23 protein-coding genes and 1 pseudogene are annotated in these 26,649 nt (G+C 61.3%); 19 read left to right on the top strand and 5 right to left on the bottom strand.

Translation table 11 applies throughout. The features are described from left to right. Positions 1 to 173: 173 nt before the first annotated feature. Positions 174 to 1,688, bottom strand: coding sequence for a helix-turn-helix domain-containing protein (locus J2Y41_RS19935; RefSeq protein ID WP_309931112.1), 1,515 nt, complete (start codon positions 1,686 to 1,688; stop codon positions 174 to 176). A 144-nt stretch (positions 1,689 to 1,832) separates the two neighbouring features. Between J2Y41_RS19935 and aceA the strand changes: the two genes are divergently transcribed. Together aceA and aceB are read left to right on the top strand one after the other, a co-directional pair. Then, a complete protein-coding gene (aceA, locus tag J2Y41_RS19930; RefSeq protein ID WP_309931111.1) occupies positions 1,833 to 3,155 on the top strand; it encodes an isocitrate lyase in 1,323 nt (440 codons plus the stop codon). 91 nt (positions 3,156 to 3,246) lie between these two features. Beyond that, positions 3,247 to 4,899, top strand: coding sequence for a malate synthase A (gene aceB / locus J2Y41_RS19925; RefSeq protein WP_309931110.1), 1,653 nt, complete (start codon positions 3,247 to 3,249; stop codon positions 4,897 to 4,899). Positions 4,900 to 5,091: 192 nt separating this feature from the next. Here the strand turns inward: aceB and J2Y41_RS19920 are convergent, their stop codons facing one another. Both J2Y41_RS19920 and J2Y41_RS19915 read right to left on the bottom strand, forming a co-directional pair. Continuing rightward, the gene (locus J2Y41_RS19920) at positions 5,092 to 6,285 is read right to left on the bottom strand and encodes an MFS transporter (RefSeq protein WP_309931106.1); all 1,194 of its coding nucleotides are present in this window, start codon (positions 6,283 to 6,285) and stop codon (positions 5,092 to 5,094) included. 85 nt (positions 6,286 to 6,370) lie between these two features. Beyond that, positions 6,371 to 7,591 (bottom strand): ROK family protein, encoded by a 1,221-nt coding sequence (locus J2Y41_RS19915; RefSeq protein WP_309931104.1) that lies wholly within the window; start codon positions 7,589 to 7,591, stop codon positions 6,371 to 6,373. Between the two features lie 182 nt (positions 7,592 to 7,773). On the opposite strand from J2Y41_RS19915, the gene J2Y41_RS19910 reads away from it, so the two are divergent. From J2Y41_RS19910 to J2Y41_RS19845, 14 genes are all read left to right on the top strand, one after another. Continuing rightward, entirely contained in the window at positions 7,774 to 8,514 is a 741-nt protein-coding gene (locus tag J2Y41_RS19910; protein WP_309931103.1) for a sugar phosphate isomerase/epimerase, read from the top strand. Further along, complete coding sequence (locus J2Y41_RS19905; protein WP_309931101.1) at positions 8,511 to 9,668, top strand: Gfo/Idh/MocA family oxidoreductase; 1,158 nt, start codon at positions 8,511 to 8,513, stop codon at positions 9,666 to 9,668. The genes J2Y41_RS19910 and J2Y41_RS19905 overlap by 4 nt, the downstream gene beginning before the upstream one ends. Positions 9,669 to 9,710: 42 nt before the next feature. Next, complete coding sequence (locus J2Y41_RS19900; RefSeq protein ID WP_309931099.1) at positions 9,711 to 11,036, top strand: sugar ABC transporter substrate-binding protein; 1,326 nt, start codon at positions 9,711 to 9,713, stop codon at positions 11,034 to 11,036. Between the two features lie 63 nt (positions 11,037 to 11,099). After that, positions 11,100 to 12,113, top strand: coding sequence for a sugar ABC transporter permease (locus J2Y41_RS19895; protein ID WP_309931097.1), 1,014 nt, complete (start codon positions 11,100 to 11,102; stop codon positions 12,111 to 12,113). Beyond that, a complete protein-coding gene (locus tag J2Y41_RS19890) occupies positions 12,106 to 12,945 on the top strand; it encodes a carbohydrate ABC transporter permease (protein WP_224094246.1) in 840 nt (279 codons plus the stop codon). The genes J2Y41_RS19895 and J2Y41_RS19890 overlap by 8 nt, the downstream gene beginning before the upstream one ends. Positions 12,946 to 13,019: 74 nt before the next feature. Beyond that, complete coding sequence (locus J2Y41_RS19885) at positions 13,020 to 13,796, top strand: sugar phosphate isomerase/epimerase (protein ID WP_309931095.1); 777 nt, start codon at positions 13,020 to 13,022, stop codon at positions 13,794 to 13,796. Then, positions 13,793 to 14,932, top strand: coding sequence for a Gfo/Idh/MocA family oxidoreductase (locus tag J2Y41_RS19880; RefSeq protein ID WP_309931093.1), 1,140 nt, complete (start codon positions 13,793 to 13,795; stop codon positions 14,930 to 14,932). The genes J2Y41_RS19885 and J2Y41_RS19880 overlap by 4 nt, the downstream gene beginning before the upstream one ends. An 18-nt stretch (positions 14,933 to 14,950) precedes the next feature. Beyond that, positions 14,951 to 16,159 (top strand): Gfo/Idh/MocA family oxidoreductase, encoded by a 1,209-nt coding sequence (locus tag J2Y41_RS19875; protein ID WP_309931090.1) that lies wholly within the window; start codon positions 14,951 to 14,953, stop codon positions 16,157 to 16,159. Position 16,160: 1 nt separating this feature from the next. Next, entirely contained in the window at positions 16,161 to 17,162 is a 1,002-nt protein-coding gene (locus J2Y41_RS19870; RefSeq protein WP_309931088.1) for a sugar phosphate isomerase/epimerase family protein, read from the top strand. Positions 17,163 to 17,174: 12 nt separating this feature from the next. After that, positions 17,175 to 18,074 (top strand): biopolymer transporter Tol, encoded by a 900-nt coding sequence (locus J2Y41_RS19865; protein WP_309931086.1) that lies wholly within the window; start codon positions 17,175 to 17,177, stop codon positions 18,072 to 18,074. 4 nt (positions 18,075 to 18,078) lie between these two features. Further along, positions 18,079 to 19,113 (top strand): Gfo/Idh/MocA family oxidoreductase, encoded by a 1,035-nt coding sequence (locus tag J2Y41_RS19860; protein ID WP_309931084.1) that lies wholly within the window; start codon positions 18,079 to 18,081, stop codon positions 19,111 to 19,113. Further along, entirely contained in the window at positions 19,110 to 19,586 is a 477-nt protein-coding gene (locus J2Y41_RS19855) for a heme-degrading domain-containing protein (protein ID WP_224094236.1), read from the top strand. Before J2Y41_RS19860 ends, J2Y41_RS19855 begins: the two co-directional genes overlap by 4 nt. A gap of 341 nt (positions 19,587 to 19,927) precedes the next feature. After that, the gene (locus J2Y41_RS19850; RefSeq protein WP_309931081.1) at positions 19,928 to 20,593 is read left to right on the top strand and encodes a hypothetical protein; all 666 of its coding nucleotides are present in this window, start codon (positions 19,928 to 19,930) and stop codon (positions 20,591 to 20,593) included. Then, the gene (locus J2Y41_RS19845) at positions 20,590 to 21,351 is read left to right on the top strand and encodes a hypothetical protein (protein ID WP_309931080.1); all 762 of its coding nucleotides are present in this window, start codon (positions 20,590 to 20,592) and stop codon (positions 21,349 to 21,351) included. Before J2Y41_RS19850 ends, J2Y41_RS19845 begins: the two co-directional genes overlap by 4 nt. A 12-nt stretch (positions 21,352 to 21,363) precedes the next feature. Here the strand turns inward: J2Y41_RS19845 and J2Y41_RS19840 are convergent, their stop codons facing one another. Then, positions 21,364 to 21,858, bottom strand: a complete 495-nt coding sequence (locus J2Y41_RS19840) for an aldehyde dehydrogenase family protein (protein ID WP_309931078.1) — start codon at positions 21,856 to 21,858, stop codon at positions 21,364 to 21,366. A 309-nt stretch (positions 21,859 to 22,167) separates the two neighbouring features. On the opposite strand from J2Y41_RS19840, the gene J2Y41_RS19835 reads away from it, so the two are divergent. From J2Y41_RS19835 to J2Y41_RS19825, 3 genes are all read left to right on the top strand, one after another. Continuing rightward, positions 22,168 to 23,931 (top strand): hypothetical protein, encoded by a 1,764-nt coding sequence (locus tag J2Y41_RS19835; RefSeq protein ID WP_309931077.1) that lies wholly within the window; start codon positions 22,168 to 22,170, stop codon positions 23,929 to 23,931. An 800-nt stretch (positions 23,932 to 24,731) separates the two neighbouring features. Continuing rightward, positions 24,732 to 25,460: an antitoxin Xre/MbcA/ParS toxin-binding domain-containing protein gene (locus tag J2Y41_RS19830; protein WP_309931075.1), complete on the top strand. Its 729-nt coding sequence runs from the start codon at positions 24,732 to 24,734 to the stop codon at positions 25,458 to 25,460. Beyond that, the gene (locus J2Y41_RS19825) at positions 25,442 to 26,035 is read left to right on the top strand and encodes an RES family NAD+ phosphorylase (RefSeq protein WP_309931072.1); all 594 of its coding nucleotides are present in this window, start codon (positions 25,442 to 25,444) and stop codon (positions 26,033 to 26,035) included. The genes J2Y41_RS19830 and J2Y41_RS19825 overlap by 19 nt, the downstream gene beginning before the upstream one ends. Positions 26,036 to 26,087: 52 nt before the next feature. Here J2Y41_RS19825 and J2Y41_RS19820 read toward each other — a convergent pair. Continuing rightward, a pseudogene (locus tag J2Y41_RS19820) lies at positions 26,088 to 26,250 on the bottom strand (type III polyketide synthase); the annotation flags it as partial. Positions 26,251 to 26,649 lie beyond the last annotated feature (399 nt).

Below are 26,649 nucleotides of genomic sequence, written 5' to 3'. Positions count from 1 at the left end.
CGCCCCCCCATTTGGTGTTCTCCTCACATGCTGCACGCTTTGCCTTCGGAACTCACGCGATCTGAGAGAGGGATTGCCGAATGTGGCCTGAATGTGAGCGAGCATCACGGAAAAACGGTCAGGAAGTGAGCGAGCATCACGGAAAAACGGTCAGGAAGTGAGCGAGCATCGGGTTAGCGCGCCGAGTGCGCCGCCAGGAAGCTGTACACCTCGGTCTCGTCCACGCCAGGGAACGCGCCGGGCGGCATGGCGGCGAGCAGGTGTGAGTGAGCGCGGGCGGAAGGCCAGGCGTTTCCGGCCCACTCGTTGGCCAGGGACGCCGGGGGCCGCTTGCAGCAGTTCGGATCCGGGCAGGTCGACGTTGCCCGGGCAGTCGTCTCGCGCCCACGGAACCACTTCACATGCTGGTACGGCACGCCGATGCTCAGCGAAAACTCCCCACTGGCCGAGCGCTCGGTCCGGGCCGTACACCAGTACGTACCGGACGGGGTGTCCGTGTATTGGCTGTACGCGCTGAACTTGTCCGGCACATCGAACACTGCCCGCGACGTCCAGGCCTTGCACGATGGCTGACCTTCGATTGCGCCCGTGTGGTCCTGTGGGAAGGTCACGCCGTCGTTCTCGTAGGCCTTGTAGATGATCCCGCTCTGATGGGTCTTCTGGAAGTGCGTAGTGATGCCGAGGTGCTTGGTGGCCAGGTTGGTGAAGCGGTGCGCAGCGGTCTCATAGGACACAGCGAAGGCGTCGCGGATGTCTTCCACGGCGATTTCCTTGGCGGCCTTGGCCTTTTGGAGGAACTCGACCGTGGCCTGCTCGGGCAACAACAAAGCTGCGGCGAAATAGTTGGTGGCCACTCGCTGTGCCAGGAAATCGCCGTAGTTCCGCGGAGTTTCGTGCCCAAGGACGTAGTGGCCAAGCGCCTGCAGCAGCACTGAACGGGGGTCGTGATCCTGGCGTTGGTTCTGTGTTAGATAAATTCTGCGGTTCTTCAAATCCGTCACGGACCGCGTGGAATGCGGCAAATCACCTACGTGGTGAAGGGTGAATCCGAGGTTCTCGGCGATGTCCGCAATGACGTGCTGGCTTAGTGGTCCGGTGGTGTAGCCGACCCCTTTAAGGACCTTCTGCGCCTCGGCCTCATACTCGGGGAAATAGTTACCGCGCTCACGCATCATGGCACGCAACTCGCCGTTCGCGCGGCGGGCTTCTTCCGGCGTCGCAACCTGCTCGTTAAGTTTGCGTTCGAGCTCCTGGAGCAGCCCCACCTGCGACTCCAGCACATCCAGCGGAAGCCGCGAGCTGATGCGGATTTTGGGCAGGTTCAGCGACTCGTAGAGGGGTCCGCGCTGGTACCGTTCCAGCTCGATCTCCAAGGCCGCTCGACGGCTCGGCGGCTCGGCACCAAGCAGCCGGTCGATGCTCACGTTGAGCGAGCTTGCCAGCGACTGCAGCAGCCCGAGTTTGGGCTCGCGCTTGCCGTTTTCGATCAGGCTCAATTGGCTGGGCGCAGTCCCGACGGCGGCACTCAAGTCGTCCAGCGTCAGGCCGGCCTGCTTGCGCAAGTGGCGCACGCGGCGACCAAGGCTGATGACGTCCAGTTCGGGGGACGTAGGGGACGACGACGGCGACGCGACTTCGCGATTCCAGCTCACAGGCGACATTTCTTGAGAATACGCGAAGAACTGCATTTCTTTCCATAGTTTTCCTCTAGAAAGGCTATTGAAAGTGCAGAAAAGTAGGTCTCACGAAAAGAAATACAGACCCCCGGTAAGCCGGCCGTCGCAGCAAAGGCGCAGCGGAGGCCGGCCCGGGCACCACCAAGGAGATATGCAATGACCGCATCATTTGAACCAGCAGAGTCCGCACAGACTGCAGAGCAGCAGGCAGCAGCGCTGGAACTTGAGTGGTCCGCCAACCCGCGTTGGGAGGGCGTCACCCGTGATTACTCGGCCACCGACGTCGTCCGCCTCCGCGGTCGCGTCTCTGAAGAGCACACCCTGGCACGCCGCGGATCCGATAAGCTGTGGAAGCAGCTCACCGAGGAAGCTCCCACCGGCGGCTACACCAACGCCCTGGGTGCCCTGACCGGCAACCAGGCTGTGCAGCAGGTCAAGGCCGGGCTCCGTGCCATCTACCTTTCTGGCTGGCAGGTTGGCGCGGACGCCAACCTCTCGGGCCAGACGTACCCGGACCAGTCCCTCTACCCGGCCAACTCGGTCCCCCAGGTTGTCCGCCGCATCAACAACGCCCTGCTTCGCGCAGACCAGATCGAATATGCCGAGGGCGTCAAGACCGTTGAGGACTGGTTGGTTCCGATCGTCGCCGACGCCGAAGCCGGCTTCGGTGGCCCGCTGAACGCCTACGAACTCATGAAGTCCATGATCACCGCCGGCGCCTCGGGCGTTCACTGGGAAGACCAGTTGGCCTCCGAAAAGAAGTGCGGTCACCTCGGCGGCAAGGTCCTGATCCCCACCCAGCAGCACATCCGGACCCTCAACGCAGCACGCCTGGCAGCCGACGTCGCCGGTACCCCGACCGTCGTCATCGCCCGCACCGACGCCGAAGCCGCAACGTTGATCACCTCCGACGTGGACGAGCGAGACCAGGAATTCATCACCGGCGAACGTACCGCCGAGGGCTTCTACAAGGTCCGCAACGGCATCGAACCGTGCATCGCCCGCGCCAAGGCCTACGCGCCGTACTCCGACCTCATCTGGATGGAGACCGGCACACCGGACCTGGAGTTGGCACGCAAGTTTGCCGAGTCGGTCAAGGCCGAGTTCCCGGACCAGATGCTTTCCTACAACTGCTCCCCGTCCTTCAACTGGCGCAAGCACCTGGACGACACCACCATTGCCAAGTTCCAGCGCGAACTCGGTGCCATGGGCTTCACGTTCCAGTTCATCACCCTGGCCGGCTTCCACGCCCTGAACTACTCGATGTTCGACCTCGCCCACGGCTACGCCCGTGAAGGCATGAGCGCATACGTCGAACTCCAGGAGAAGGAATTCGCCTCCGAGTCCCGCGGCTACACCGCCACCAAGCACCAGCGCGAAGTCGGCACCGGCTACTTCGACGACATCGCCACCGCGCTCAACCCGAACGCATCCACCCTCGCACTGGTCGGATCGACCGAAGAGGGCCAATTCCACTAAAACTTGCCCAAGTAAGTAGCAGTAGATGCCGTTATGAACGTCCAAAACGGCATCTACTGCGACTCAGTTGGGTCCCTGAAAGGACACTCCCATGAACAGCTTCACCGACAACTTCACTATCAACGGCATCACCATCACCGCGCAGCCCATTTGCCGGCAGAACGAGGTCCTCACGCCGGACGCCCTTGAGTTCATCGGCAAGTTGCACCGGGCTACGGCTGATCGTCGTCAGGAGCTGATGCAGGCACGGCATGCCCGCCGCAACCAGATTTCCAGTGGCCAGGATCCCCGTTTCCTGCCGCAGACCGAGGCCATCCGGAATGACCCGTCGTGGCGCGTCGCTCCCCCGGCTCCGGGCCTGGAGGACCGCCGCGTGGAGATCACGGGCCCGGTGGATAAGAAGATGACCATCAACGCCCTGAACTCGGGTGCAAAGGTATGGCTGGCCGACATGGAAGATTCCTCCACACCGACGTGGCGCAACGTCATCCAGGGCCAACTGAACCTGACCGACGCGCTGGAACGGCGCATCGACTTCACGTCCCCTGAGGGCAAGGAATACAAGCTCAAGCCTGCAGGGGACCTGCCCACCATCGTGGTCCGTCCGCGCGGCTGGCACCTGCCCGAGAAGCACATGCTCATCGACGGCAAGCCGATCGCCGGTGGCGTAGTGGACTTCGGGCTCTTCTTCTTCCACAACGCCCGCCGCCTGCTCGCCCAGGGCAAGGGCCCGTACTTCTACCTGCCCAAGATCGAGAACCACCTCGAAGCCCGCCTGTGGAACGACATCTTCGTCCTGGCCCAGGACCTGCTCGGCATCCCTCAGGGCACCATCCGCGCCACCGTGCTGATCGAAACCATCACGGCCGCGTTCGAGATGGAAGAGATCCTGTACGAACTGCGGGACCACGCTTCGGGGTTGAATGCCGGCCGCTGGGACTACATCTTCTCCCTGATCAAGAACTTCCGCACCCGCGGCCCGCGCTTCGTACTCCCGGACCGCGGCCAGGTAACCATGACCCAGCCGTTCATGCGCGCCTACACCGAACAACTCGTCCGGGCCTGCCACCGCCGCGGTGCCATGGCCATCGGCGGCATGGCTGCAGCTGTTCCGAACCGCAAGGACGAAGCCGCCAACCAGGCCTCGTTCGAGAAGGTCCGTGCCGACAAGACCCGTGAAGCCAACGACGGCTTCGACGGCTCCTGGGTTGCCCACCCGGACCTCGTGCCCGTGGCCCGCGAAGTGTTCGACTCCGTGCTCGGTGACAAGCCGAACCAGCTGGACCGCAGCCGCGAGGACGTCACCCCGGACGACCGCGCCCTGATCGACATCGCCAGCGCCGAAGGCACCATCACCGAGGCCGGGGTTCGCCTGAACATCGAGGTAGGCATCCGCTACATCGAGTCCTGGCTCAGGGGCAACGGCGCCGTCGCCATCCACAACCTCATGGAAGACGCCGCCACCGCCGAGATCTCACGCTCCCAGCTCTGGCAATGGATCCACTCCCACGCCATCACCGAACACGGCGACATCATCAGCCGTGAATGGGTCCAGGACATGCTGGACGAGGAATACGCCCGACTGGAACGCTTCGACGGAGACCGCTTCGCTGACGCCCGCGCCATCTTCGAAGAAGTCACCCTGGCCGAGGAATTCCCCACCTTCCTGACCATCCCGGCCTACGCCCGTTTCCTCACCGAAGCCCGTGAAGAGGCCACGGAAGAGGAACTCGTCGCCGCCTAGATCCACTGGGTAGCGACACACCAATCCCCGACGCTGGGCTGCCTGCACTCTCCGCAACAAGTGACCCCGACGGTCGGGGAGGCAGCCCAGCAGCGGAGTATCCACCCAACTAGGTCGCAGTTAAGCGCGTTTTGACGGCTCAAAACGCGCTTAACTGCGACTCAGTTGGGTAAACCCGACGGCGACACTCACCTACCGCTGCCGGGCCACCCACCGCACGGACAACGTAACGCACACACAGAACGCGAGCACCGACCCGAGGATCACCAGCAGCGGCACGGTCCAACCCTCGGACACGCCATGGACGTAGCCGATGACCGTTGGCGCCAAGGCTGCAACCAGATAGCCCACACCTTGGACGACGGCGGACATCATCCCTGCCGAGGCTTGGTCCCTGGCGAACTTGATGATGGCGATGAACACGACCGTGATGCCGCCACCTTGCGCAATGCCGCCCATGGACGACCACATCCACCACAAACCAGGCGCCAGCATCAAGCCCACGGGAACGGTCAGCCACAACGCACTCAAGGTGACCGCGACCGTCGTCGTACTGGCGAAGCGGGCCAGGAGCGGTACACCTAGCCCGCCGACAATCGCGAAGATCTGGAACAGCGAGGATCCCGCGCCAGCCTCGGCGGCTCCCATGCCGAGTTCGTCGGACAGGAAGCTTGGCAGCCAGGCGGTGACGCCGTAGTAGGAGAATGCTTGGCCCGCGAAGCCAAGCGTCAGGCCCGCCGTCAGCCACCCCACGCCGGCAACCTTCCCCGGCCCGGAAGGAGAAGCGGCCGGAACCGCGGCTGGCACAAACGCCCGCCGCGCACCAACAGTTGGCACCCAGAAAAGGATGGCGGCCAAGGCCAGCAGTGCACTCGCCGCGAGGGAAAGCCGCCAACCTACAAGATCGGCAAGTGGCGCGGTGGCCACCGAGGTCAGGAACGACCCGATGTTCAGCGCCGCTGTGTAGACACCCATTGCGGTTGCCTGCCGCCGCGGCGCAAAGTCGCGCCGGATGATGAGCGGCACGGCGATATTGCCGATCGTAATAGCCACACCGATGATGACTGTCCCCACCATGACCGGCACGCCACCGCCGCTGGAGCGGATCACGACGCCAGCCAGCACGCCGAGCAGCGTGAGCATCACCGCGAATTCGGCACCCAACCTGCGGCCGGCCATCGATGCCAGAGGCGAAGCAAGCGAGAAGCAGAGCACGGGGATACCGGTCAATAGACCCAGTTCAACAGGCGAGAATCCGAGGTCGGCCTGCAGCAAATCCACCACGGGCGCAACGGCCACAAAGGGTCCGCGCATGTTGAGCGCGATCAGCCCAATGCAGGCAAGTATCAACCAGCCGCGAGGAACTTTGGCGAGGAACTGGCTCATGGTGTGCGCTGCAGGGTGGCGGGAAACGTTTTCATCACTTTCATTGCTATCACGCCGTCACCGGCCAACCCGCACCAAAATCCAACTATCCCGCTGCTTGGAGCGTGGCTTCGATCACTGCCGGGGACAGCACATACTGCGTCACCATCTGGCTGGCGCCCAGGATTGCTGCACGATCACCGGCCATGGAAATACCGATCCGGAGGTGCGTGGTGGCCAAGGGCAGCGAGCGCCGGTAGACCACTTCGCGAATGCCGGCAACCAGGTGTTCGCCAGCCTCCCCCACGCTGCCGCCGATGATGATCATTGACGGATTGAGCAGGTTGACCACTGTGGCCAGCACATCGCCGACGTCTCGTCCCGCCTGCCGGAGGGCCTGGATGGCCTGCAAATTTCCCTCGGCTACAAGCCGGAGGACATCCGCTCCCGTGGCGGCTTCGAGACCTTGCGCCTTGAGTTGGCGGGCGACGGCGGGACCTGAGGCGAGCGCTTCCAGGCATCCGTAGTTGCCGCAACGGCAGAGGACGTCGTCGCCGCGGGGCACCCGCACGTGGCCGAGGTCCCCGGCAGTGCCGTTGGCCCCGCGCTGCAGTTCGCCGCTGCTGATGATGCCTGCGCCGATACCGGTAGCGACTTTGATGAACAGGAAATTCTCGTGGTCAGGCCAGTAGGCGGTCCGTTCGCCGAGCGCCATGATGTTGACGTCGTTGTCCACCAAAACTGGAACGGGTAGCGTGCGCTGGACGTAAGGAACGACGTCGAATCCGTCCCAACCGGGCATGATCGGCGGCTTGACCGGCCGTCCGGTGGCGTGTTCCACGGGCCCGGGAAGTCCAATGCCCATTCCCGCGAGGTCGCCCGGTTCCCGTCCCGCTTCGGCGAGCAATTCGCGGCCCGCGCTGATGACCTTGCCCAGCACGACCTCCGGGCCGTCTGCGACTTCCTGCGAGAGGCGCCGTTCGGCCAGGACACTTCCACCGAGGTCGGTGACGGCGACAATCACGTGGGTCGCTCCGACGTCGACGGCCAGGACTACGCGCGCGGCGGGGTTGAAGGCGAAGCGCGACGGCGGCCTGCCACCACTGGAGGTGGCTTCACCGGCGGGGCCCACGAGTCCGGATCCGATGAGGGCGTCGATGCGGGAGGCGACTGTGGAGCGGGCGAGTCCGGTGGTGAGGGCAAGTTCAGCACGAGTCCGGGCTTGGCCGTCCCGGAGGAGCTGGAAGAGGTCCCCGGCACGCGAAAGATTACCGGCGTCCTGGGCGGAGGCGTCTTTTCCGCCTTGGTGTCCGGGTTCTGAGGTCATGCCATTAGTGAAGCACGATTGCTTATGCGTGTCATGCAGCAGAAGTTCGTCGGCAATAATTCAACTTTTGCTTGACGCTCGGCAAAAGTCCCCCTAGGTTGTGAGGAGCAGCACATCAACCCCCTCGATGCCCGAAATCAACGGCATCAATTTGCCTCCACCCACAACGACGAGGAGAGACAGTGTCATATTCGATCCAGCTCTACACGGTCCGAAAGGCCCTTGAAGAGGATCTGGCGGGAACGATCCAGCGCTTGGCCGACATCGGCTTCACGATGGTTGAGCCTTACCGTTTTGTTGCCAAGGCCGAAGAACTGAAGCGGGCATTGACGGAGAACAACCTCACCGCCCCGTCCGGCCACGCTCCCTTGCTTAGCGATGACCAGGACGCCATCTTTGCCGCCGCACAGCAGCTGGGTATCGGCACCGTCATCGACCCACACGTTCCGATTGAACGCTGGAACACCATCGAGGACATCAAGGCCACTGCCGAACAACTCAACGCCGCAGCCGTCAAGGGGTCCGAATACGGTGTCCGCGTTGGCTATCACAACCACTGGTGGGAAGTTGAGTCCGTCATCGACGGCAAAACTGCGATCGAACACCTGGCCGACCACCTCAACCCCGAGGTCGTCCTGGAATTGGACACGTATTGGGCAGCAGTAGGTGGCCAGAATCCCGCCGAACTCCTTGCCCGGCTTGGTGACCGCGTCAAGTTCATTCACATCAAGGACGGTCCCCTGACCTCGGACCCGTCGAGCCAGCTCGCCGTTGGTGCCGGCCAGATGCCTATTTGGGACGTGTTGAGCGCCGCTGGCTCACTTGAAGCAGCAGTCGTGGAACTGGACGACTTCCAAGGCGACATGTTCGACGCCGTGGAAGACAGCTACAACTACCTCAACTCCGGGAAGGTGTCCGCATGAGCCACGCAGCAGGAGCCGCCTTTGGTTCTCTGACATCAAGCCCGGTGGGTTCCGGCCCGGTGGGAGTCGGCATCATCGGCGCAGGTGTCATCAGCAAGCAGTACCTCGACAACCTCACAAGCTTCCCTGATGTCCGCGTTGTGGCGATCGGCGACTTGTTCGAGGAGGCCGCAGCCACGCGCGCCAACGAGTACGGCATTCCCGTGCACGGTGGCATTGATGCTGTCCTCGGCCACCCGGAAGTGGAGATTGTCATCAACCTGACCATCCCCGCTGCCCACGTGGAAGTTGCCACGCAGGCTGTCAACGCAGGCAAGCACGTCTGGAGCGAGAAGCCGTTTTCCCTGGACCGCGAAAGTGGTTTGGGCCTGCTCAAGGCAGCGGACGCAGCCGGCGTAAGGCTGGGTTGCGCGCCGGACACGTTCCTCGGCGCCGGCCTCCAAACTGCCCGCCGCATGATCGAACGCGGCGACATTGGCACACCCCTGACTGCACTGACCTTAATGCAATCCCCGGGCCCGGAATCCTGGCACCCGAATCCCGCGTTCCTCTTCCAGGATGGCGCCGGTCCCCTGTTCGACATCGGCCCCTACTACCTGACCACGCTCGTGCAGACCTTCGGCAGCATCCGCAAGGTGGGCGCTTTCGGCTCCAAGTCCCGCGAAACACGTGTGATCGGCTCTGGCCCCAAGGCTGGCGAGACGTTCGACGTCACAGTCCCTACGCACGTCAGCTCCATCCTGGAGTTTGAGAACGGTGAATCTGCCCAGAGCATCTTCAGCTTCGACTCTCCGCTCAAGCGCGCAGGTTTCGTGGAGATCACCGGTTCTGAGGCCACCATCGCCTTGCCGGACCCGAACAACTTCGACGGCGACATCCGGATCTGCACGCTCGGCTCCGACGACTGGACAACCGTCCCGTCCGTTGGCTCAACTGCCAGCCGCGGAGCGGGCGTCCTGGAAATGGCGCGCGCCATCCGTGAGGGCCGGCCACACCGCGCCCAGGGCGAACTTGCGTTCCACATCCTGGACACCATGGCCTCTATCGCAGAGTCAATCGACAATCGCGCCTTTGTGGACGTGGAAAGTTCTGCAGCACAGGTCCCCGCACTACCCGAGGATTGGGACCCCACGGCGGCAACGCTTTCAGCCTAGTTTCAGCAAGCACCAACTCGACGACGAGAAAACCGGAGCATCATGAAGAATCCCCTGAAAGTCCTATCGGCGGTTGCCGCGACGGCAGCCTTGGCACTGGGTCTCAGCGCCTGCGGCGGCGGCAGCAGTCCACAAGCAAGCAGCGACACCATCACCTACTGGGCATCGGACCAAGGCAACAGCCTGGACGATACCGCAGCCAAGCTGAAGCCGACGCTGGATCGTTTTACCGAAAAGACCGGAGTAAAGGTACAGCTGGAAGTCATCAGCTGGACTGACCTCTACAACCGCATTCTTACGGCCGTTACCAGTGGTGACGGTCCGGACGTCCTCAACATCGGCAACACGTGGGCCGTGACCCTTCAGGAGACTGGCGCTTTCGAGCCCGTGGAGGGTGAACTGCTCGAGGCCGTTGGCGGCAAAGACCGCTTCCTTAAGACCAGCTGGTCGACCGGTGGCGCGGAGGGCAAGACCCCCACGTCCGTGCCGCTCTACGGTTTGGCCTACAACATGTATTACAACACCAAGCTGTTCAAGGAAGCCGGCATCGAGAAGGCACCCACAACCTGGGACGAGTTTGTAGCTGATGCCAAGAAGCTCACCAAGGACACCAACGGGGACGGCAAGCCCGATCAGTGGGGTTTCACCGCAGCCGGAGCATCCGTTTCCGCCAACTCGCACCAGGCATTCATTCGCGGCCTCCAAAACGGCGGCACGTTGTTCGATAAGGACGGAAAGCCCACTTTTGACAGCGATCCCCAGGTAGAGGGTGTCAAGCAATTCGTGGACCTGATGGCCACACAGAAGGTGATGTCGCCGTCGGACGCGGAACTGAGCCAAGGCAGCCAGAAGGTGGATAACCTCATCAACGGCAAGGCGGCCATGATGTTTGACCAGAGCCCCCTGAAGAACTTCGCCGCCCGCGACTTCAAGGATTGGGGCGTAGCTCCCATCCCCATGATGACCGCCGGAGCTACCGGTGACCGCGGCACCCAGAGCCACGTGGCCGGTATCAACCTCAGTGTGTTCAAGAACAGCGACAACAAGGCAAATGCCATCAAACTGGCGGCGTTCCTGACCAGCGACGAAGAGCAGATTGCCCTCAACAAGGCCTACTCCTCCCTGCCTGTAGTCACCGCAGCGTCGAGCGATGCAGCCTTCCAGACCGAAGAAGTCAAGGCCAAGAATGACGCCCTGGCAAATCACTCCCTGCCCATGCCGCTGATTGCCAAAGAGGGTCAGATGGAGACCCTCACTGGCACGGCCATCAAGAACCTCTTTGCCAAGGCGGCAACGGGAACTGTTTCCGAAGACGACATCCGGGCGGCCCTCAAGGACGCCAACAACCAGATGGCTGCGGCCCAGTAACCAGGCCCAGTGAGCGGGGACACCAGCACAAAGTGGTGTCCCCGCTCCGGCAAAGGAGTTTCCATGTCCCATTCAGCATTGGACAGCGGCCCGGCCGCTGCAGGCAGCGCCGCTGCCGTTGATCCAGAGCCCGGCCGATCACGGGCCTCAAGCACACCGCCTGTACGTAAAAGGCGTCGCTCATTCCTCCCCTACGGCTTGATCCTTCCGGCCGCGATCCTTGAACTCCTGATCCACATCGGCCCGATGCTCCTTGGGATCTGGATCGCGTTCATCTCCCTGACGCAGCTCAACCTCACCAATTGGCTCAACGCACCGTTCGTGGGGCTCCAGAACTTCATCAACGGGCTCAACCCGGACAGCACCATCGGCCAGGCCTTCTTCAGCACGGTTGGCCGCACGCTGGGCTACACCATCCTGGTGGTCGGCTTCTCCTGGGTCCTCGGTATGGCAGGCGCGGTTTTCCTGTCCTCCAACTTCAGGGGACGTGCACTTCTGCGTACGTTCTTCCTGGTCCCGTACGCACTCCCGGCCTACGTCGGAACCATTGCCTGGGCCTTCATGTTCAACCAACGCGACGGTGCCGTGAACCAGATCCTGGTGGACACCCTTCACCTCTTCGGCGACGAACGCCCTTTCTGGCTCCTGGGCGAGAACTCCTTCGGAGCCATGGTGATCGTCAACGTCTGGCAGCTGTGGCCGTTCGCCTTCCTCATGTTGATGGCAGCCCTGCAGAACGTCCCCACGGACGTCTACGAGGCGGCGGCCATTGATGGCGCCACTCTTTGGCAGCAGTTCCGGCGCATCACGTTGCCCATGGTCCGCCCGGCCAACGGGGTGCTGCTCATGGTGATGTCGCTCTGGACGTTCAACCAGTTCAACGTCCCCTTCGTCCTGTTCGGAGCCACGTCTCCCAAGGAAGCCACCCTTATTTCCCCTCTGATCTACCAAAACTCCTTCGGCAGTTGGAACTTCGGCCTCGGCGGCGCAATGAGCGTGCTGCTCCTGATCGCGCTGTTCATTGCCTCCGCTTTCTACATCCGCATGGTGCTGCCCAAGGGAGCCGACAATGATTGAGACACGCAACTTCCGGATCCTCAGGAACGTGGTCCTGACCATCCTGTCCCTCTGGGTGGCGGTTCCGCTCTTCGTGGTGGTCTCCACCTCGCTGAAACCCCTCAAGGATGTCTCCGGACTCTTCCAGTGGATACCCCGCGAAATCACCGCCTCACCCTACCTGGACATCTGGACCACGGTTCCGCTGGCCAAGTACTTCCAGAACAGCCTCATCATCACCGTCTGCGCAACAGCGTGCTCAGTGACGGTCGCCGTCCTTGCCGCCTATGCCATTGCCCGGTTGCAGTTCAAGGGGAAGCGCGCTTTCAGCCTGACTGTCCTCTCCACCCAGATGTTCCCCGGCATCCTGTTTCTCCTGCCGCTCTACCTGATCTTCACCCAGATCCGTAACATGACCGGCCTGCAGCTGCAGGGTTCCTACCTCGGGCTGATCATCACGTACATGACATTCACTTTGCCATTCGCCATCTGGATGCTGAGCGGCTACTTTGCCTCGATTCCCAAGGAACTGGAAGAGGCTTCGATGATCGATGGCACCGGCAGGATGGGGGCGCTGTTCCGTGTGATCCTTCCCGTTGCCAAGCCAGGCATCATCGCGGTGGCTGTGTATTCATTCATCTCGGCATGGGGCGAGGTTTTGTTCGCCTCCGTACTGACCAATGAGGCAACCAAGACCTTGTCGCTTGGGCTCAAGGCCTACGCCAGTGAGTCGGATGTGTTTTGGAACCAACTCATGGCTGCTTCGGTTGTGGTCAGCCTGCCCGTCTTGATCGGGTTCATCCTGGTCCAGAAACATCTGGTGGCAGGGCTCTCGTCAGGAGCAGTTAAGTAGGTTCAGTGTTAAGTAGAGCCAACAGCCAGCACAGGCAATACCGTTATCCGGGCGATCACCGAAAAGGAACGCAAATGTCGTACTCACTCCAGCTGTACACCCTCCGCAATGCCATCCAGGAGGACCTGCCTGGAACCATCAAGAAGGTTGCCGAGATCGGTTTTAGGCAGGTTGAACCGTACAACTTCGTGTCCACCGCCAAGGAACTCGGGGCTGCCTTGAAGGAGAACGGCCTCACCGCTCCGTCCGGGCACGCGCCGCTTTTAAGCCAGGACCAGGACGAGATCTTCGCGGCCGCCAAAGAACTGGGCATCACCACCGTGATTGATCCCTTCCTTCCTGAGGAGCACTGGCAAGATGCAGAAACCATCCAGGCCACGGCTGCTGCGTTGAATGCAGCTGCGAAGAAGGGTGCTGAATACGGCATCCGCGTGGGTTACCACAACCATGCGTGGGAGCTGGAGTCCACCATCGAAGGCAAGACTGCCCTGGAGTACTTCGAGGGTCTGCTGGACCCTGAGGTAGTCCTCGAAGTGGACACCTACTGGGTTGCCGTGGGTGGCCAGGATCCCGTTGAACTCCTGGCTCGTTTGGGTGACCGTGTGAAGCTCATCCACATCAAGGACGGCCCGGCCACCACGGACACCAAGGCCCAGCAGCCTGCGGGCCAGGGAGCAATTCCGGTCTTGGACGTCATCGCTGCTGCCAAGTCCTTGGAAGTGGGCGTCGTTGAGTTCGATGACTACTCGGGTGACATCTTCGAGGGCATCACCGAGAGCCTGGCCTTCCTGACCGCCGCAGCCAGCGCACGGGCAGCCGAGGGCGCTGTTTCCCAGGAGGCAGGGGCATGAGCTTCTCTCCCTCCACCCGGAACGGGCCCGTGGGTGTCGCGGTCATCGGTGCGGGCAACATCAGCAAACAGTACCTGGATAACCTGACGGTGTTCCCGGATTTGACGGTCCTGGTGATCGCGGACCTCTTCGAAGAGGCTGCCGAGGCACGGGCCAAGGAATACGGAATCCCCGAGTGGGGTGCGCCGGAGTTGGCACTGAACCATCCCGACGTCGAAATCATCGTGAACCTGACCATCCCGGCAGCGCACGTCGAGGTTGCAACGGCCGCAGTCAATGCCGGCAAGCATGTCTGGACCGAGAAGCCTTTCTCGCTGGACCGTGAATCCGGACTTGGCCTGCTCAAAGCCGCCGACGCCGCCGGGATGCGCCTGGGCACCGCCCCGGACACGTTCCTCGGCGCCGGACTGCAGACCGCCCGCCGGATCATCGAGCGCGGTGATATCGGCACGCCGCTGACCGGCATGACCACGTTCCAGACCCCGGGCCCTGAGTCCTGGCACCCGAACCCGGCCTTCCTGTTCCAGCACGGCGCGGGCCCCCTGTTCGACATGGGCCCGTATTACCTCACCGCACTGATCCAGACCTTCGGCTCGGTCCGCAAGGTGGCCGCCGTCGGCTCCTCCGCCAAGGCGACCCGCGTGATCGGTTCCGGTCCGAAGGCCGGCGAGGAGTTCGCCGTCGAGGTCCCCACGCATGTCTCCGCGATGGCGCAGTTCGAAAGCGGCGCATCCTCGCACAGCGTGTTCTCCTTCGAGTCCCCACGCCTGCGGATGGGTTTCGTGGAGATCACCGGCTCGGAGGCCACGCTCTCGCTGCCGGACCCGAACTATTTCGACGGCGACCTGAAGCTCTGGCGTCCCGGCGCGGAAGAACCCGAGATCATTCCCTCCACAGGACCGGCCAACGGTCGCGGCCTGGGCGTGCTGGACATGGCCCGTGCCCTCCGCTCAGGCGCCCCGCACCGCGCCACCGGCGCACTGGCCTACCACGTACTGGACACCATGGTCTCGATTTCCGAATCCGTGGAATCAGGCTCATTCGTGGATGTCACCAGCAACGCGCCCGCCTCCGAACCAGTCCCGGAGGACTGGGCGCCGGAAACCGCAACTCTCCAGGCAACCGCAACTCCGTAAGTAACGAGGAACCACACCATGAGCACCCCCGCCCACACTGACCAGAGCCAGGGCAACCCGCAACCTACCCGCACATTGGGGGTGGCCGCGATCGGTTACGCCTTCATGGGGAAGGCCCACTCGAACGCGTGGCGGAACGTGGCCAGCTTCTTCGACGTCCCGGCCATCGAGCAAAAAGTCCTCGTCGGCCGGGACGCCGATGCCGTCGCTGAAGCCGCAGCAAAGTACGGCTGGACCGAGTCCGCCACCGACTGGCGATCGGTCATTGAGCGGGACGACATCCACATCGTCGATATCTGTGCCCCGGGCTGGATGCACGCCGAAATCGCCATCGCCGCCCTGCAGGCCGGCAAGCACGTCCTCGTGGAAAAGCCTTTGGCCAACACCATCGCGGAGGCAGAAGCCATGACCACTGCCGCCGCAGCTGCCCGCGAGAAGGGCGTGCAGTCGATGATCGGTTTCAACTACCGCCGCGTCCCGGCCCTCGCCCTGGCACGCGAACTCATCGCCGAAGGCCGCCTCGGCACCGTCCGCCACGTCCGCGCCGCCTACCTTCAGGACTGGCTCTCCGACGCCGAATCCCCCATGACCTGGCGGCTCCGCAAGGAAACCGCCGGCTCCGGCGCGCTGGGCGACATCGCCTCGCACGCCATCGACCAAGTCCTGTTCCTCCTAGGTGACGCCGTCACCGAGGTCACGGGCCGCCTGCACACTTTCGTGGACCGCCGCCCCGGGCCAAATGGCCCGGAAGATGTCACGGTCGACGACGCCGCCTGGGCCACGCTGACCCTCGCCTCCGGGGCAATCGCCTCAGTGGAAGTCAGCCGCGTAGCCACGGGACAGAAGAACTCCCTCAAACTCGAGATCTACGGCGACAAAGGCACCATCCTCTTCGATCTCGAGAACCTGAACGAACTCGGCTTCCTGGATGCCACACTGCCCGTCCGGGAACAGGGCTTCCGCCGGATCCTGGTCAACGAACCCGAACACCCCTACATGGGCGCGTGGTGGCCGCAGGGTCACATCATCGGCTGGGAACACACTTTCACGCACCAGATCCGGGACTTCCTCCTGGCCATTCGGGACGGCAGCCAGCCATCGCCGTCGTTCGAAGAAGGCCTGAACGTCCAGCACGTCCTCGCCGCCATCGAAGAATCGGCAGCCGCCAAAAGCTCGCTCATCCAACTTTCCCCGAAGCCAAACAGCACCACTACTGAAGGAGCCTGACATGCCCCGCCCGTACACCCTGTTCACCGGCCAGTGGGCCGACCTCCCCTTCGAGGAAGTCGCCCGCCTTGCCTCAGGCTGGGGCTACGACGGCCTGGAAATCGCCGTCTCCGGAGACCACCTGGACGCCTGGCGCTGGGACGAGCCCGGCTACGTCGAGTCCAAACTCGCCATCCTGGAAAAGTACAACCTCAAGGTGTGGGCCATCTCCAACCACCTCAAAGGCCAGGCCGTCTGCGATGACCCCATCGACTTCCGCCACGAAGCAATCGTCGGCTCGCGCGTGTGGGGTGACGGCGAACCCGAAGGCGTCCGCCAACGCGCCGCCGAAGAAATGAAACACACCGCCCGCCTGGCTCGCGCGCTGGGAGTGGACACCGTCGTCGGGTTCACCGGTTCCTCCATCTGGCAGTACGTCGCCATGTTCCCGCCCGTCCCCGAAAAGGTCATCGACGCCGGCTACCAGGACTTCGCCGACCGCTGGAACCCCATCCTGGACGTCTTCGATGAATGCGGTGTCCGCTTCGCCCACGAAGTCCACCCCTCCGAGATCGCCTACGACTACTGGACCACCGTCCGCACCCTCGAAGCGATCGGACACCGGCCCGCGTTCGGCCTGAACTGGGATCCCTCACACTTCATGTGGCAAGGCATTGACCCTGTCTCCTTTATCTGGGACTTCAAGGACCGGATCTACCATGTGGACTGCAAGGACACCAAGCTCCGGCCCACTGGCAGGAACACCGTGATGGGCTCGCACCTGCCGTGGGGCGATCCCCGCCGCGGCTGGGACTTCGTCTCAGCCGGACGCGGGGACGTGCCCTGGGAATCCTCCTTCCGGGCCCTCACGGCGATCGGCTACGACGGCCCCATCTCCGTGGAATGGGAAGACGCCGGAATGGACCGCCTGCATGGCGCCCCCGAAGCCCTCGCCGCCCTGAAGAAGTTCGACTTCCCCGCCTCCCAAACCAGCTTCGACGCCGCCTTCAGCAGCAAGGATTAAGAAAGGACCGACGTGATCCGCACCCTTCAATCCGGCCAGCGCTGCGAGGTGTGGATCGCGTCGGTCAACGGCCAGGCTGAGCTGCTCTACAGCTCGGACGACGTGTTGTTTGAAGCACCCAACTGGACCCTGGACGGAGGCTCACTCATCCTCAACGGGGATGGGAAGCTGTGGCGTCTCGATCTGGACGCGGGCTCCTTGGAGCCTATCTACCTCACCGGCGTCCCGCACCTGAACAACGATCACGTCCTGGCACCTGACGGCCAGGGCATCTTTGTCTCCGCGAACGACGGCCACATCTACCGTGCTTTACTGGCCGGCGGACCGGCGACGCGCATCACCGAGGACGACGGCTTCTTCCATTTCCTCCATGGCGTCAGCCCCGACGGTGCGCAGTTGGCGTACGTGGGCATCGAAGCGGGAGACTTCACACAGCCCGGCAGGCTGATGACAATAGCGTCCGACGGCGGTGCTCCCGCCAGCGTTGATGTCGGCCGCTTTGATGTCGGCTCGGCCCACTGCGACGGCCCTGAATTTTCGCCCGACGGGAAATGGCTTTACCTGAACACAGAATCCTTTACGTCCAGGCAGGGCCACGCGCAGCTCGCCCGGATTCGTGTGGACGGCACTGGCTTTCAGCGGCTCCTCGAATCCGAATCAGTGGACTGGTTTCCCCACCTCTCCCCCGATGGCCGGTACGCCAGTTACATCCGGTTCCCCAGCGGAACCGTAGGACACCCCGCGGACCTGAGGGTCGCCGTCATGCTTGTTTCGACCGAGGACTGGACTACTGCCCTTCATTCATGGCCACTTTTCGGCGGCCAAGGTACCCTCAACGTCAACAGCTGGTCGCCGGACTCCCGGCGTTTTGCGTATGTGGCCTACCCGCTTTCTGACTCGACGAAGGACTAAGCACGTGACCCTCAGCAATGGCACTTCCGATGGAACGATCCGCTGGGGCATCCTCGGCACAGGATTTATTGCCGGTCTCCAGACGCAGGACTTGAACGAAAACGGCTTTACTGTGCAGGCCGTTGGCTCGCGTTCATTGGAATCGAGCAAAGCCTTCGCTGAGCTGCATGGGGTGACGACCGCCCACGGCAGCTATGAGGACTTGGTGGGGGACCCGATGGTTGACGTGGTCTACATCGCTACGCCGCACCCGTTCCATCACGGCAACGCAGTCATGGCCCTGAACGCCGGAAAGCATGTACTGGTGGAGAAGGCCTTCACGATGAATGCCCGCGAAGCCCAGGAGATCGTGGACCTGGCCGAGTCCAAAGGCCTTGTGGCCTTGGAAGCCATGTGGACACGCTTCCTTCCGCACATGGTCCGCATCCGCGAACTCCTCCAGGAAGGCGCCATCGGCGAGGTCCGGAAGGTAGTGGCCAGCCACAACCAGAGCCTGCCCAAGGACCCTGCGCACCGGTTGAACGATCCCGCCCTTGGCGGTGGGGCGCTGCTGGATCTGGGCATCTACCCGATCTCCTTTGCCTTCGACATCCTGGGTGCTCCGGAAACCATTCGCGCCAGCGCTTCCATGACGGCGACCGGTGTTGACCGGCAGACCGCAGCCATCTTTGAGTACTCCGGTGGCCGGCAGGCCCTGGTTGACTGTGAACTCGACGCCGCCAGCGCCAACCGGGCCATGGTCATCGGGACAGAGGGCTGGATCGACATCGAGCACACTTGGTACAACCCGGTTCCGTTTACGGTCTTTGGGGTTGATGGCACCGTTGTGGAGCGCTACGACCAGCCCGTGAAGAGCCGGGGAATGCAGTTCCAGGCAGCTGAGATGGAACGCCTTATCCGTGCCGGTGAGTCTGCTGGAAGCATCCTGCCGCCGGATGAGAGCGTGGCGATCATGGCGGCTATGGACGAGATCCGCCGACAGATCGGGCTCCGCTACGACGCCGACACCGTTGTTTCAGAAGAAGGTGCAAAGAAATGACTGAATCTGCCCGCCTTGTGGAGTTGCGCCAGCAGGAAGAAGAGCTGGTGTTCGCAAGCTTTGACCACCACGACGCCTGGCGGCTCGGCTCACTGATCGCCAACCACGCGATCGCCTCGGAATTCGGAGTGGCTATTGATATCCGCCGGCACAACCTTGTGCTCTTCCGTTGCATCCTGCCCGGAGCCACAGCCGACCAGGAGGAGTGGATCCGCCGGAAGTCCGCCTCCGTGCTGCGGTTCGAGCACAGCACTGCCCTGCTGACTGAACAATTCTCCGCCCGCACCCACAGCCCTCTGGGAGGCGGCTGGCTTGCCCATGAGGATTACACGCTCGCCGGTGGCTCGTTCCCCATCCGCGTGCGGGGCGCTGGCGTGATCGGGGCTGTCACGGTGTCCGGGCTGAGCTCAGATGAGGACCACCAACTGGTGGTTGATGGCATCCGGAGTTACCTGAAGACGGTGGCGGTTTAGGGCAAGCTCGGCGAAGCTGCCCGATCAGTTCTTGTCGCTGCCCGGGCCTTCGCGTCCGCCATCCAGGAAGCACTCGAACCCCCTAAGCTCGGGTCGCGAAACGCGGAGAGCATTCCACGGCAACTCTGCAGCCAGCTCCAGCCAGCGGTCAGCTGACGAAACATCGGTTATCGGCGTTAAAACAACGGGAGTAGAAGTAGCTGCGAGAACTCCCGTCCATCAACGAATCCGGTGTTTAGCAGGTCAGTCTGGCATTTCGAAGATGTTTAGTGGTTCCCCAGCTTCCTCGCGCAGACGATATCCTTCATTGGGCTTTATGTCGCGACGAGTACGGGGACAAAATGGAACATGCAGGGTACGGAGCATTCTGTGAAGCGGCAAGTGCCGCACTTGAACAAGAGGCACACCTCCTAGGAACCACTCCACTTGATCGCCTGATTTCTTTGGAGAGCCGGTGGCATCCCAACGGGTTCGCCGTCTTCCATCTCGACGATTATCACAAGCTCGGTAAATTACGTCTCCACATTTGGCCGGACAGCGGAAGGGTTGTTAGGCCCGACGATGCACCAATCCATACCCATGTGTGGCATCTCTATAGCCGCATCTTGACAGGGCTGTACTCGGAAACGATTTACGAGCTGTCGGACCCTGAAGTGGCGGGAAGCAAGGAGTACAATAGTGCGGCCATCAATTACCTCGTCGACAAGGATTCCTTCACTGCGCCTAGTAGGGCCTTCTTAAGAATGGTCAAAACAACGCATGCCACCAATGGTGGGGTTCACGCCGTTGCTGCCGACGTACCGCACGAAACGCATGTCGGAGAAGGTTCATTTGTGGCGACTCTCCTCGTTACATCGGACCCCAGATCAGCTCAGGCGACCATGTACTCATCAGAAGTTATTCACTCTAGTTCCTATGAGCGTCCGTTGTTGACTAAGGCTCAGAAGATGAATCTCCTCGGCCGACTTGAGCAAGAACTCAGAGGCCAGACAGGGTGCGGAAAATGAAAAAATTCTTCACCAGGGTCATAAAGTATGCCAAGAGTGACCCCGATGTCGTATCCCTGATTGTCGTAGCCTTGGCCCTGACTGTACTCGGCCTCACAGGAGTGGCGGATAATCTCCTTAGTCCCGCCATCGTAGCCATGCTTGGCATCCTAGCGTTTTCGCAGCTCAAGAGCCGGATACAAGTTTCAGACGTGACAAAAAAGTGGCATCGTTCAAGGACGGACCTCTTGTTATGGAACTTTCCTCCTGAGTACAAAGCAGCTCAGAGTACGGTTGCTCATAACTATTTCTTCGCGGGCACTACAATGAACCGGACGCTGCCGCTGATGAAGGAAAATATCACGCGAATTCTCAAACGCGACGGTCTGGTGCGCATAATCTTGCCAGATCCAACATATAAGCCCCTGCTTGAGATGATTGCGGCTACGCGCGCACCTAAGCGACCCGAAGATATTCGGTCAGATATTGAGTATGCGCTAAAAAGCGCGGAACAACTCCGATTGGCGGACAAGGGGTCACTTGAGATACGCACAACTCAAGTCCTGCCAAGTATCGGTATCAATGCAATGGACCTGGGGCATCCATCAAAATCTATTATGGTGCAAATGAACGAGTTCTCTCCTGAAGATGGAAGTGAAAGGGCGCCCATCTTATATTTGACTGGTGCTGACCGCGCATGGTTCAACCACTTCGAGGCACAGTTGGAGCGATTGTGGGCTGAGGGGCAGCCGTACATTCCACAGGCCAGCAAGGACTAAAGGGCTCGCTGTTCACCGGTGCGAGGGTCCAAGCCGTCTCCTGGGGGTGTAATTTCGTGCTGCCTCAAGCAACGCGGCGATGAAGGCGTCCTCACTGCCGGGAAGCAGAATCACGCGGGAGGTTGCTGTGCATGCCTGGCCGGTCAGCCCGAAGGCTCCGCGGGCAGCGATCGACGCCGCTGTGGCCACCGGCGCAGATGGCGAGACCACCAAGGCATTCTTGCCGCCCATTTCCATTTGAACGCGGGCTCCCCGTGCGTGACACGCTTGCGCAACAACTGTTCCAACACTGTTGGAACCAGTGAATGACACGGCAGCCACATCCGGATGCGAGGCAGTTGCCTGCCCTACGATCGCTCCGCTTCCAAAGACAAATTGTAGGCGCCGCGCTGTTTGGTCAGGGCGATGCCTTCCTGTTGGCGCGATCAGCTCGTCTTTTCGCCGAGCTCGTAAGGAACGCTGTACGTGGTTTCTGAAACCCGAGCACTGCGGCCATACTGAACGCATGAGGTTGGCGCGATGACAGGCTTGCCGTGGGAACGGTCCGATGGTTCCTCCCCAGAGGGCGTTGGAATCAGCGTCTCGGGCGGAGGACTGCGAGCAGCGTCATTCGGTTTAGGGGTTCTCCAAGTACTCCAAGAAAGGCGCGGACTTTTGTTCGGCCGCGCCCCTGCACGGTATTTATCAGCGGTCTCCGGCGGTTCTTATATCGCCTCAGCATATGTCGCGAATGCTAATGCGCTGACTGATCCTTCGATGTTGCGCGGAAGCGATACGCCGTGTCCACTTTCACTGGGCAGCCCAGAGGAACGGCATGTGCTTACCCACGGAGACTACCTGATCAAACCTTTGAGCCGTACGATCGTGCCGATCGTCGGGCTCTTCGTGGTTAACATTCTTGCGCTCGTCGCGATCGTCGTTTGGATCGGAACGATGCTTGGGAATTTCGCGGCGGTCGCCGAGTTGGTTCGCCCTCTCGAAGTCACACAGCTGAGGTTGTGGCCTAGCACGAGCACGACTTTTTCGTTTGACGGCTGGGGCGACATTGCAGAACTCGGACCTGTTCTACCCTTCTCTGTTTTGGTTTTAGCGTCCGTGACTGCGCTCGGACGCGGTATTTACGCGGTGGGGGCGGTCAGGCAAACACTCTACGTGTTGCTCGGCCTTGCTGGTATTTGGTTCTTCGGGCCACCGACCTTTCGCTTCCTCTCCGACGTTCCCTCGCTCCGCACAATCAGCGGATGGTGGCCGGTGCTAATCGCAGCACTCGGCGCAATGGTCGTGGCCCTTGCTGTGACGGGGGTGCTAATCAAATTGAAGGTCTACGGCCGATTGAGCGCGGCAGCCAACTGGTCACAACGCTGGGCAACGCGCGCGCTCTTCGCGGGTATGGCACTCTGCGCGGGATCCTCCACTTACCCGATCCTGGCAGCGTGGTTCCGCGGGGAATCCTCAGAAGTCGACATTTTGATTTTCTTTACCGTGCTCATCGCCCCGCTAGTGCTCGACCCAATATTGCAGCGCTCGTCGGTGCAGCGGCTCTATCAGGACCGTATCAGGACCTGCTTTGGAGTCGTGCGCAATGGGCCAAACTCGGCAGGGGTGCCTGCTTCGTCGGCGCTACTGTCCGAAGTCGGCAGTGAACATCGGCCGTTTTCCCACCCTCAGCTCCTCATCTGCGCGACAGCTAATGTGTGGCATCGGACGCGCACGGCAGGTAGTCACGCGTTCGCCCCGTTCGTCTTCTCGCACGATGTATGTGGAGTGCCCGGCACTGATGCACGGTTCGAGACATCGAAGTTGGAAAATGGCCGAGTGAGGCGGTCATGGTCGAAGGACCTGGATCCCGCAGTGAGCCTTTCCATGGCGGTTGCTGCCACGGGCGCAGCGTTGGCGCCCAGCATGGGACGAGGTACGCAACCTAGCCTCCGCCCGTTGTTCGCGGCCGTGAACGTGAGGCTCGGCTGGTGGCTTCCTAATGCCTTCCTGAAGTCCCGTCGATCCGAAGTGGAAGCCATGAACGGGCCCAGTCGGTTCAAGTATCGACGGGTTTTCGGTCGAGGATATGACGACCTGCTCCCCGAAATGTTCGGTGTGGCCGGTGCCAACATGTACGTGACGGACGGCGGTCACTACGACAATCTTGGTCTTAGTGCACTAATCCGATCCGGATGCGCCGAAATTTGGAGCGTCGACGCAAGCCCCGACAAATCCGGGTCTGCGGACGAGTTACGGCGCGTACTTGACCTTGCTGTCAAGGAAGGGCACATTCTCGGCCATACGATCGATCTTGACGTTTTCAAGGCGCTTCCATCTGGCTCGTACCGCGCGACTCACGTCCACGGCAACCTGACTTATCCAAACGGCAAGACTGCCGACCTTCACGTCATGAAACTGGGGTTGACGAACGAGGCTCCGGAAAAGCTTCGAAAATACAGGGCAGAACACCCGCTTTTCCCGTTCCATCCGACGCCCTTGCAATGGTACGGCCAGAAGCGCATGGAAGCATATCGCGACCTGGGCAGTCACACAGCGACGAGCTGTCTCGACTCCCTTGGACAGGTGCAGCGGCTTATCTAGGCTTGACCTAGACTCGACCTGGCCAGGAGCTGGACGCTGATGCCCGCCGATGACTCAACAGAATCATCGACAGGAATCCTGCCGGTCCAGCGATCATGATCACACCTGCCGGAGCCCGATTACCCTCAGGCAGCAAAACAACTGGAGCCATTCCAAAGACGCCGGCCGCCCACCAGCGTTTCCTGCGCACGAGCCAAAGCGGCACGTCAAACAACTGCACCGCCGAAGTGATCGCAGCTACGGTCATCACCCACCCAAGCACCAGCCCCCGGCCAGTCGAGCAGGATGCCCTAGGCCTCCGATCAAAGCACCGATCGTTATCCCAGCGCTTCGGGCGATCATGTAGCGTTGTTGACTGGGTTGTTGAAAGTGGCTGCGTAGTCAGAGGAAGCCTTCATTTGCTCCACGGCTGTTTCGGAGGCGTCATGATGCCAGAGTTCTCTTCTTCGCTCACGAAACCCGACCCGACCTCTCATTATGTAGAACATTCATGTGCCGACATCAGCTTCGATCCGGCTGGCACGTTCCACTTTATTCTGCTCCGGCTTTGCCGTACCGGCCCATGCCGGAAAGGCCGGATTCGTCATGGGACGGGAATTCTCGCACCTACCTCCACTCGTCCTACTTAAACGCCGATAATCGTGCTTCTGCCAGTACTAGCAACAGCCTCGGGCGTTCCTTTGCCCAACCCACATGCTGCCTAGCGCATGAGTCCATTGACAGGCTGGATGCGTCAGCCGAACATGGAGGAAGTCCGATCATCAGCTTGGCGGGGAGCTTACAGTTCACTAGGAGGTGCCTTGAGCATCGCTTTACTCGCGGACGGCCAGTTCGCTGTTGAAGCAGTCCAGGATGCCCTTGATCGAACGCCGGTTCCCGCATCCATGCGCAGGCCCCTCTTGTTTGCGCCGACAATCGAGACTCCGGGCGTTGATGCTGCTGTTTTAGTAATCCAAGCGATGAGCGGCCCTACAAGTATTACGTCCACGCACGCTCAGCGTATCAAGAAGAAAAACATCCCTATTCTTTCTGCAATCCTCGTGGGCACGAAGGATGCTGAAAACCAGGAGATGGTCGATCAGTTTGAAGCGCAGTGCAAGAAAATCCTTACTAGCTCTGGGCTTGCGCTGGATTCAGTCGTGTTCACTAATACCCCGGGATATGAACTTGATGAAGCCTTCTACGAAGAGGAATTTGTTAATCTAGTCGGGACATTACCCGATGAAGTCCGATACGCCGAGGGCTGGAAAATTTATGGGGAAGCTTTAGGCAGTCGAAGCCGGACCGATGCCGTAACTAGGATGATGACCGCCGGCCAGCGTGACGGGGATGCGCGTAACTTTCCCGACGAGGTCGCAACTGTTGTATCCCGCGCAGTGGAGTATTGGCCGCGATCAGCAGCCGTAATCTGGCTAAGGTCGCCCAACCAACACCTCGATGGCGCCACGCCTGTCGAATTTCTTCCCAAGCACGGGCCTGAGCAAGTCCTTGCCGCCTTGGACGCCTCGCTATGGGGAACCTTTGCCTGATGCTTACCTACAGGATAATTCCGTACAAGGAGGAAGCGAAGGAAGGAGAGCGTTTTAGCGCTACGTATCTCCCGGCCCCAGAAGGACGAGGTCGTATCGACAATCCCCGCAGGTACAGAGCCTGGTATTTGGCGCGGGAGCCATCAGCCGCGGTTGCAGAGATATTTGGACAATGGCCTACATGGAACTCTGAAATGTTCAAATTTGGCACTAGCGGTGCCGATTATCGGGGTGCTACCCGCTCCCTGGTGACCTTTCGCCTTCCCGATGATCTTCCGGTACTTGATCTGGACCAGGCCTTCGCATTACATGAACGGGGCATGAAGCCCACGTCCGTAATAGAAAGGAATCGGCCAGCAACTCAAAGTTGGGCTCTGAGAATCTTCAATGAGACCAACCATGCTGGCGATCGGCTTTGGAGCGGTGTCCAGTGGTGGAGTTTCCATCGTCCTCATTGGAGAATTCTGGGGTTGTGGGACATCAACCCGATACCGATCAGCGTTGAAGCGCTTTCTGTAAATCATCCTGCCGTCATCGATGCAGCGGATGCATTAGACAAGCTCCTTGAGAGTTAAACGATCACTCGCCGTCGCCCTTCTTGATCTAGCCTATGCAAGCTAGTCAACGAGCTGCTAGCGGAGTATCGAGTGCTGCGGAATCGAAACAGAAGGTCAAGAGCCACGACCCAAGCCGACTCAGCCCGGGCTGAGTGACAAAGACATCACGCGCTTCGGTCTTGGATCACCCGGGTTGACGGAACTGCAGTTTCTAGTGAACGCGCGTGTACCATCCGCGGGACTAAAGCCGGAATGGCAAGTCCCGCAGGTTTCCCTACAGCAGGTGCGAGTTGCAGCAAAATAGGGGGAGGCACCTGGCCTCGAAAAGCAGCCTCGGGCATCAAGAGCCAAAAGTGCTGGGCCTGGATCGGAGCAACATGGTAGATCTGGGGCCGGTAGAGACCCTATTGGCCGGTGCTTCCGGTCGCATTTCCAGGCTCCTCCCCCGTCATTTTAAACTGGCATGCACGGGTATTCATGGGACGGGAGTAGCCGCCTCCGTGATTTGCCGACGGTGAACGGCACTCATACTGCTCGGTGGCGGGGCCGGTGTTAGCTCATGACAGAAAGCTCCTCCGGCTGTAGGCTCCGAATATGCCTGAGGGTCGGAAGCGCCTTGAGCCGCGTATGAC

The organism is Arthrobacter sp. 1088, from assembly GCF_031455315.1.
Taxonomy (GTDB): domain Bacteria; phylum Actinomycetota; class Actinomycetes; order Actinomycetales; family Micrococcaceae; genus Arthrobacter.
This window is presented reverse-complemented; position numbering and strand designations above follow the sequence as displayed.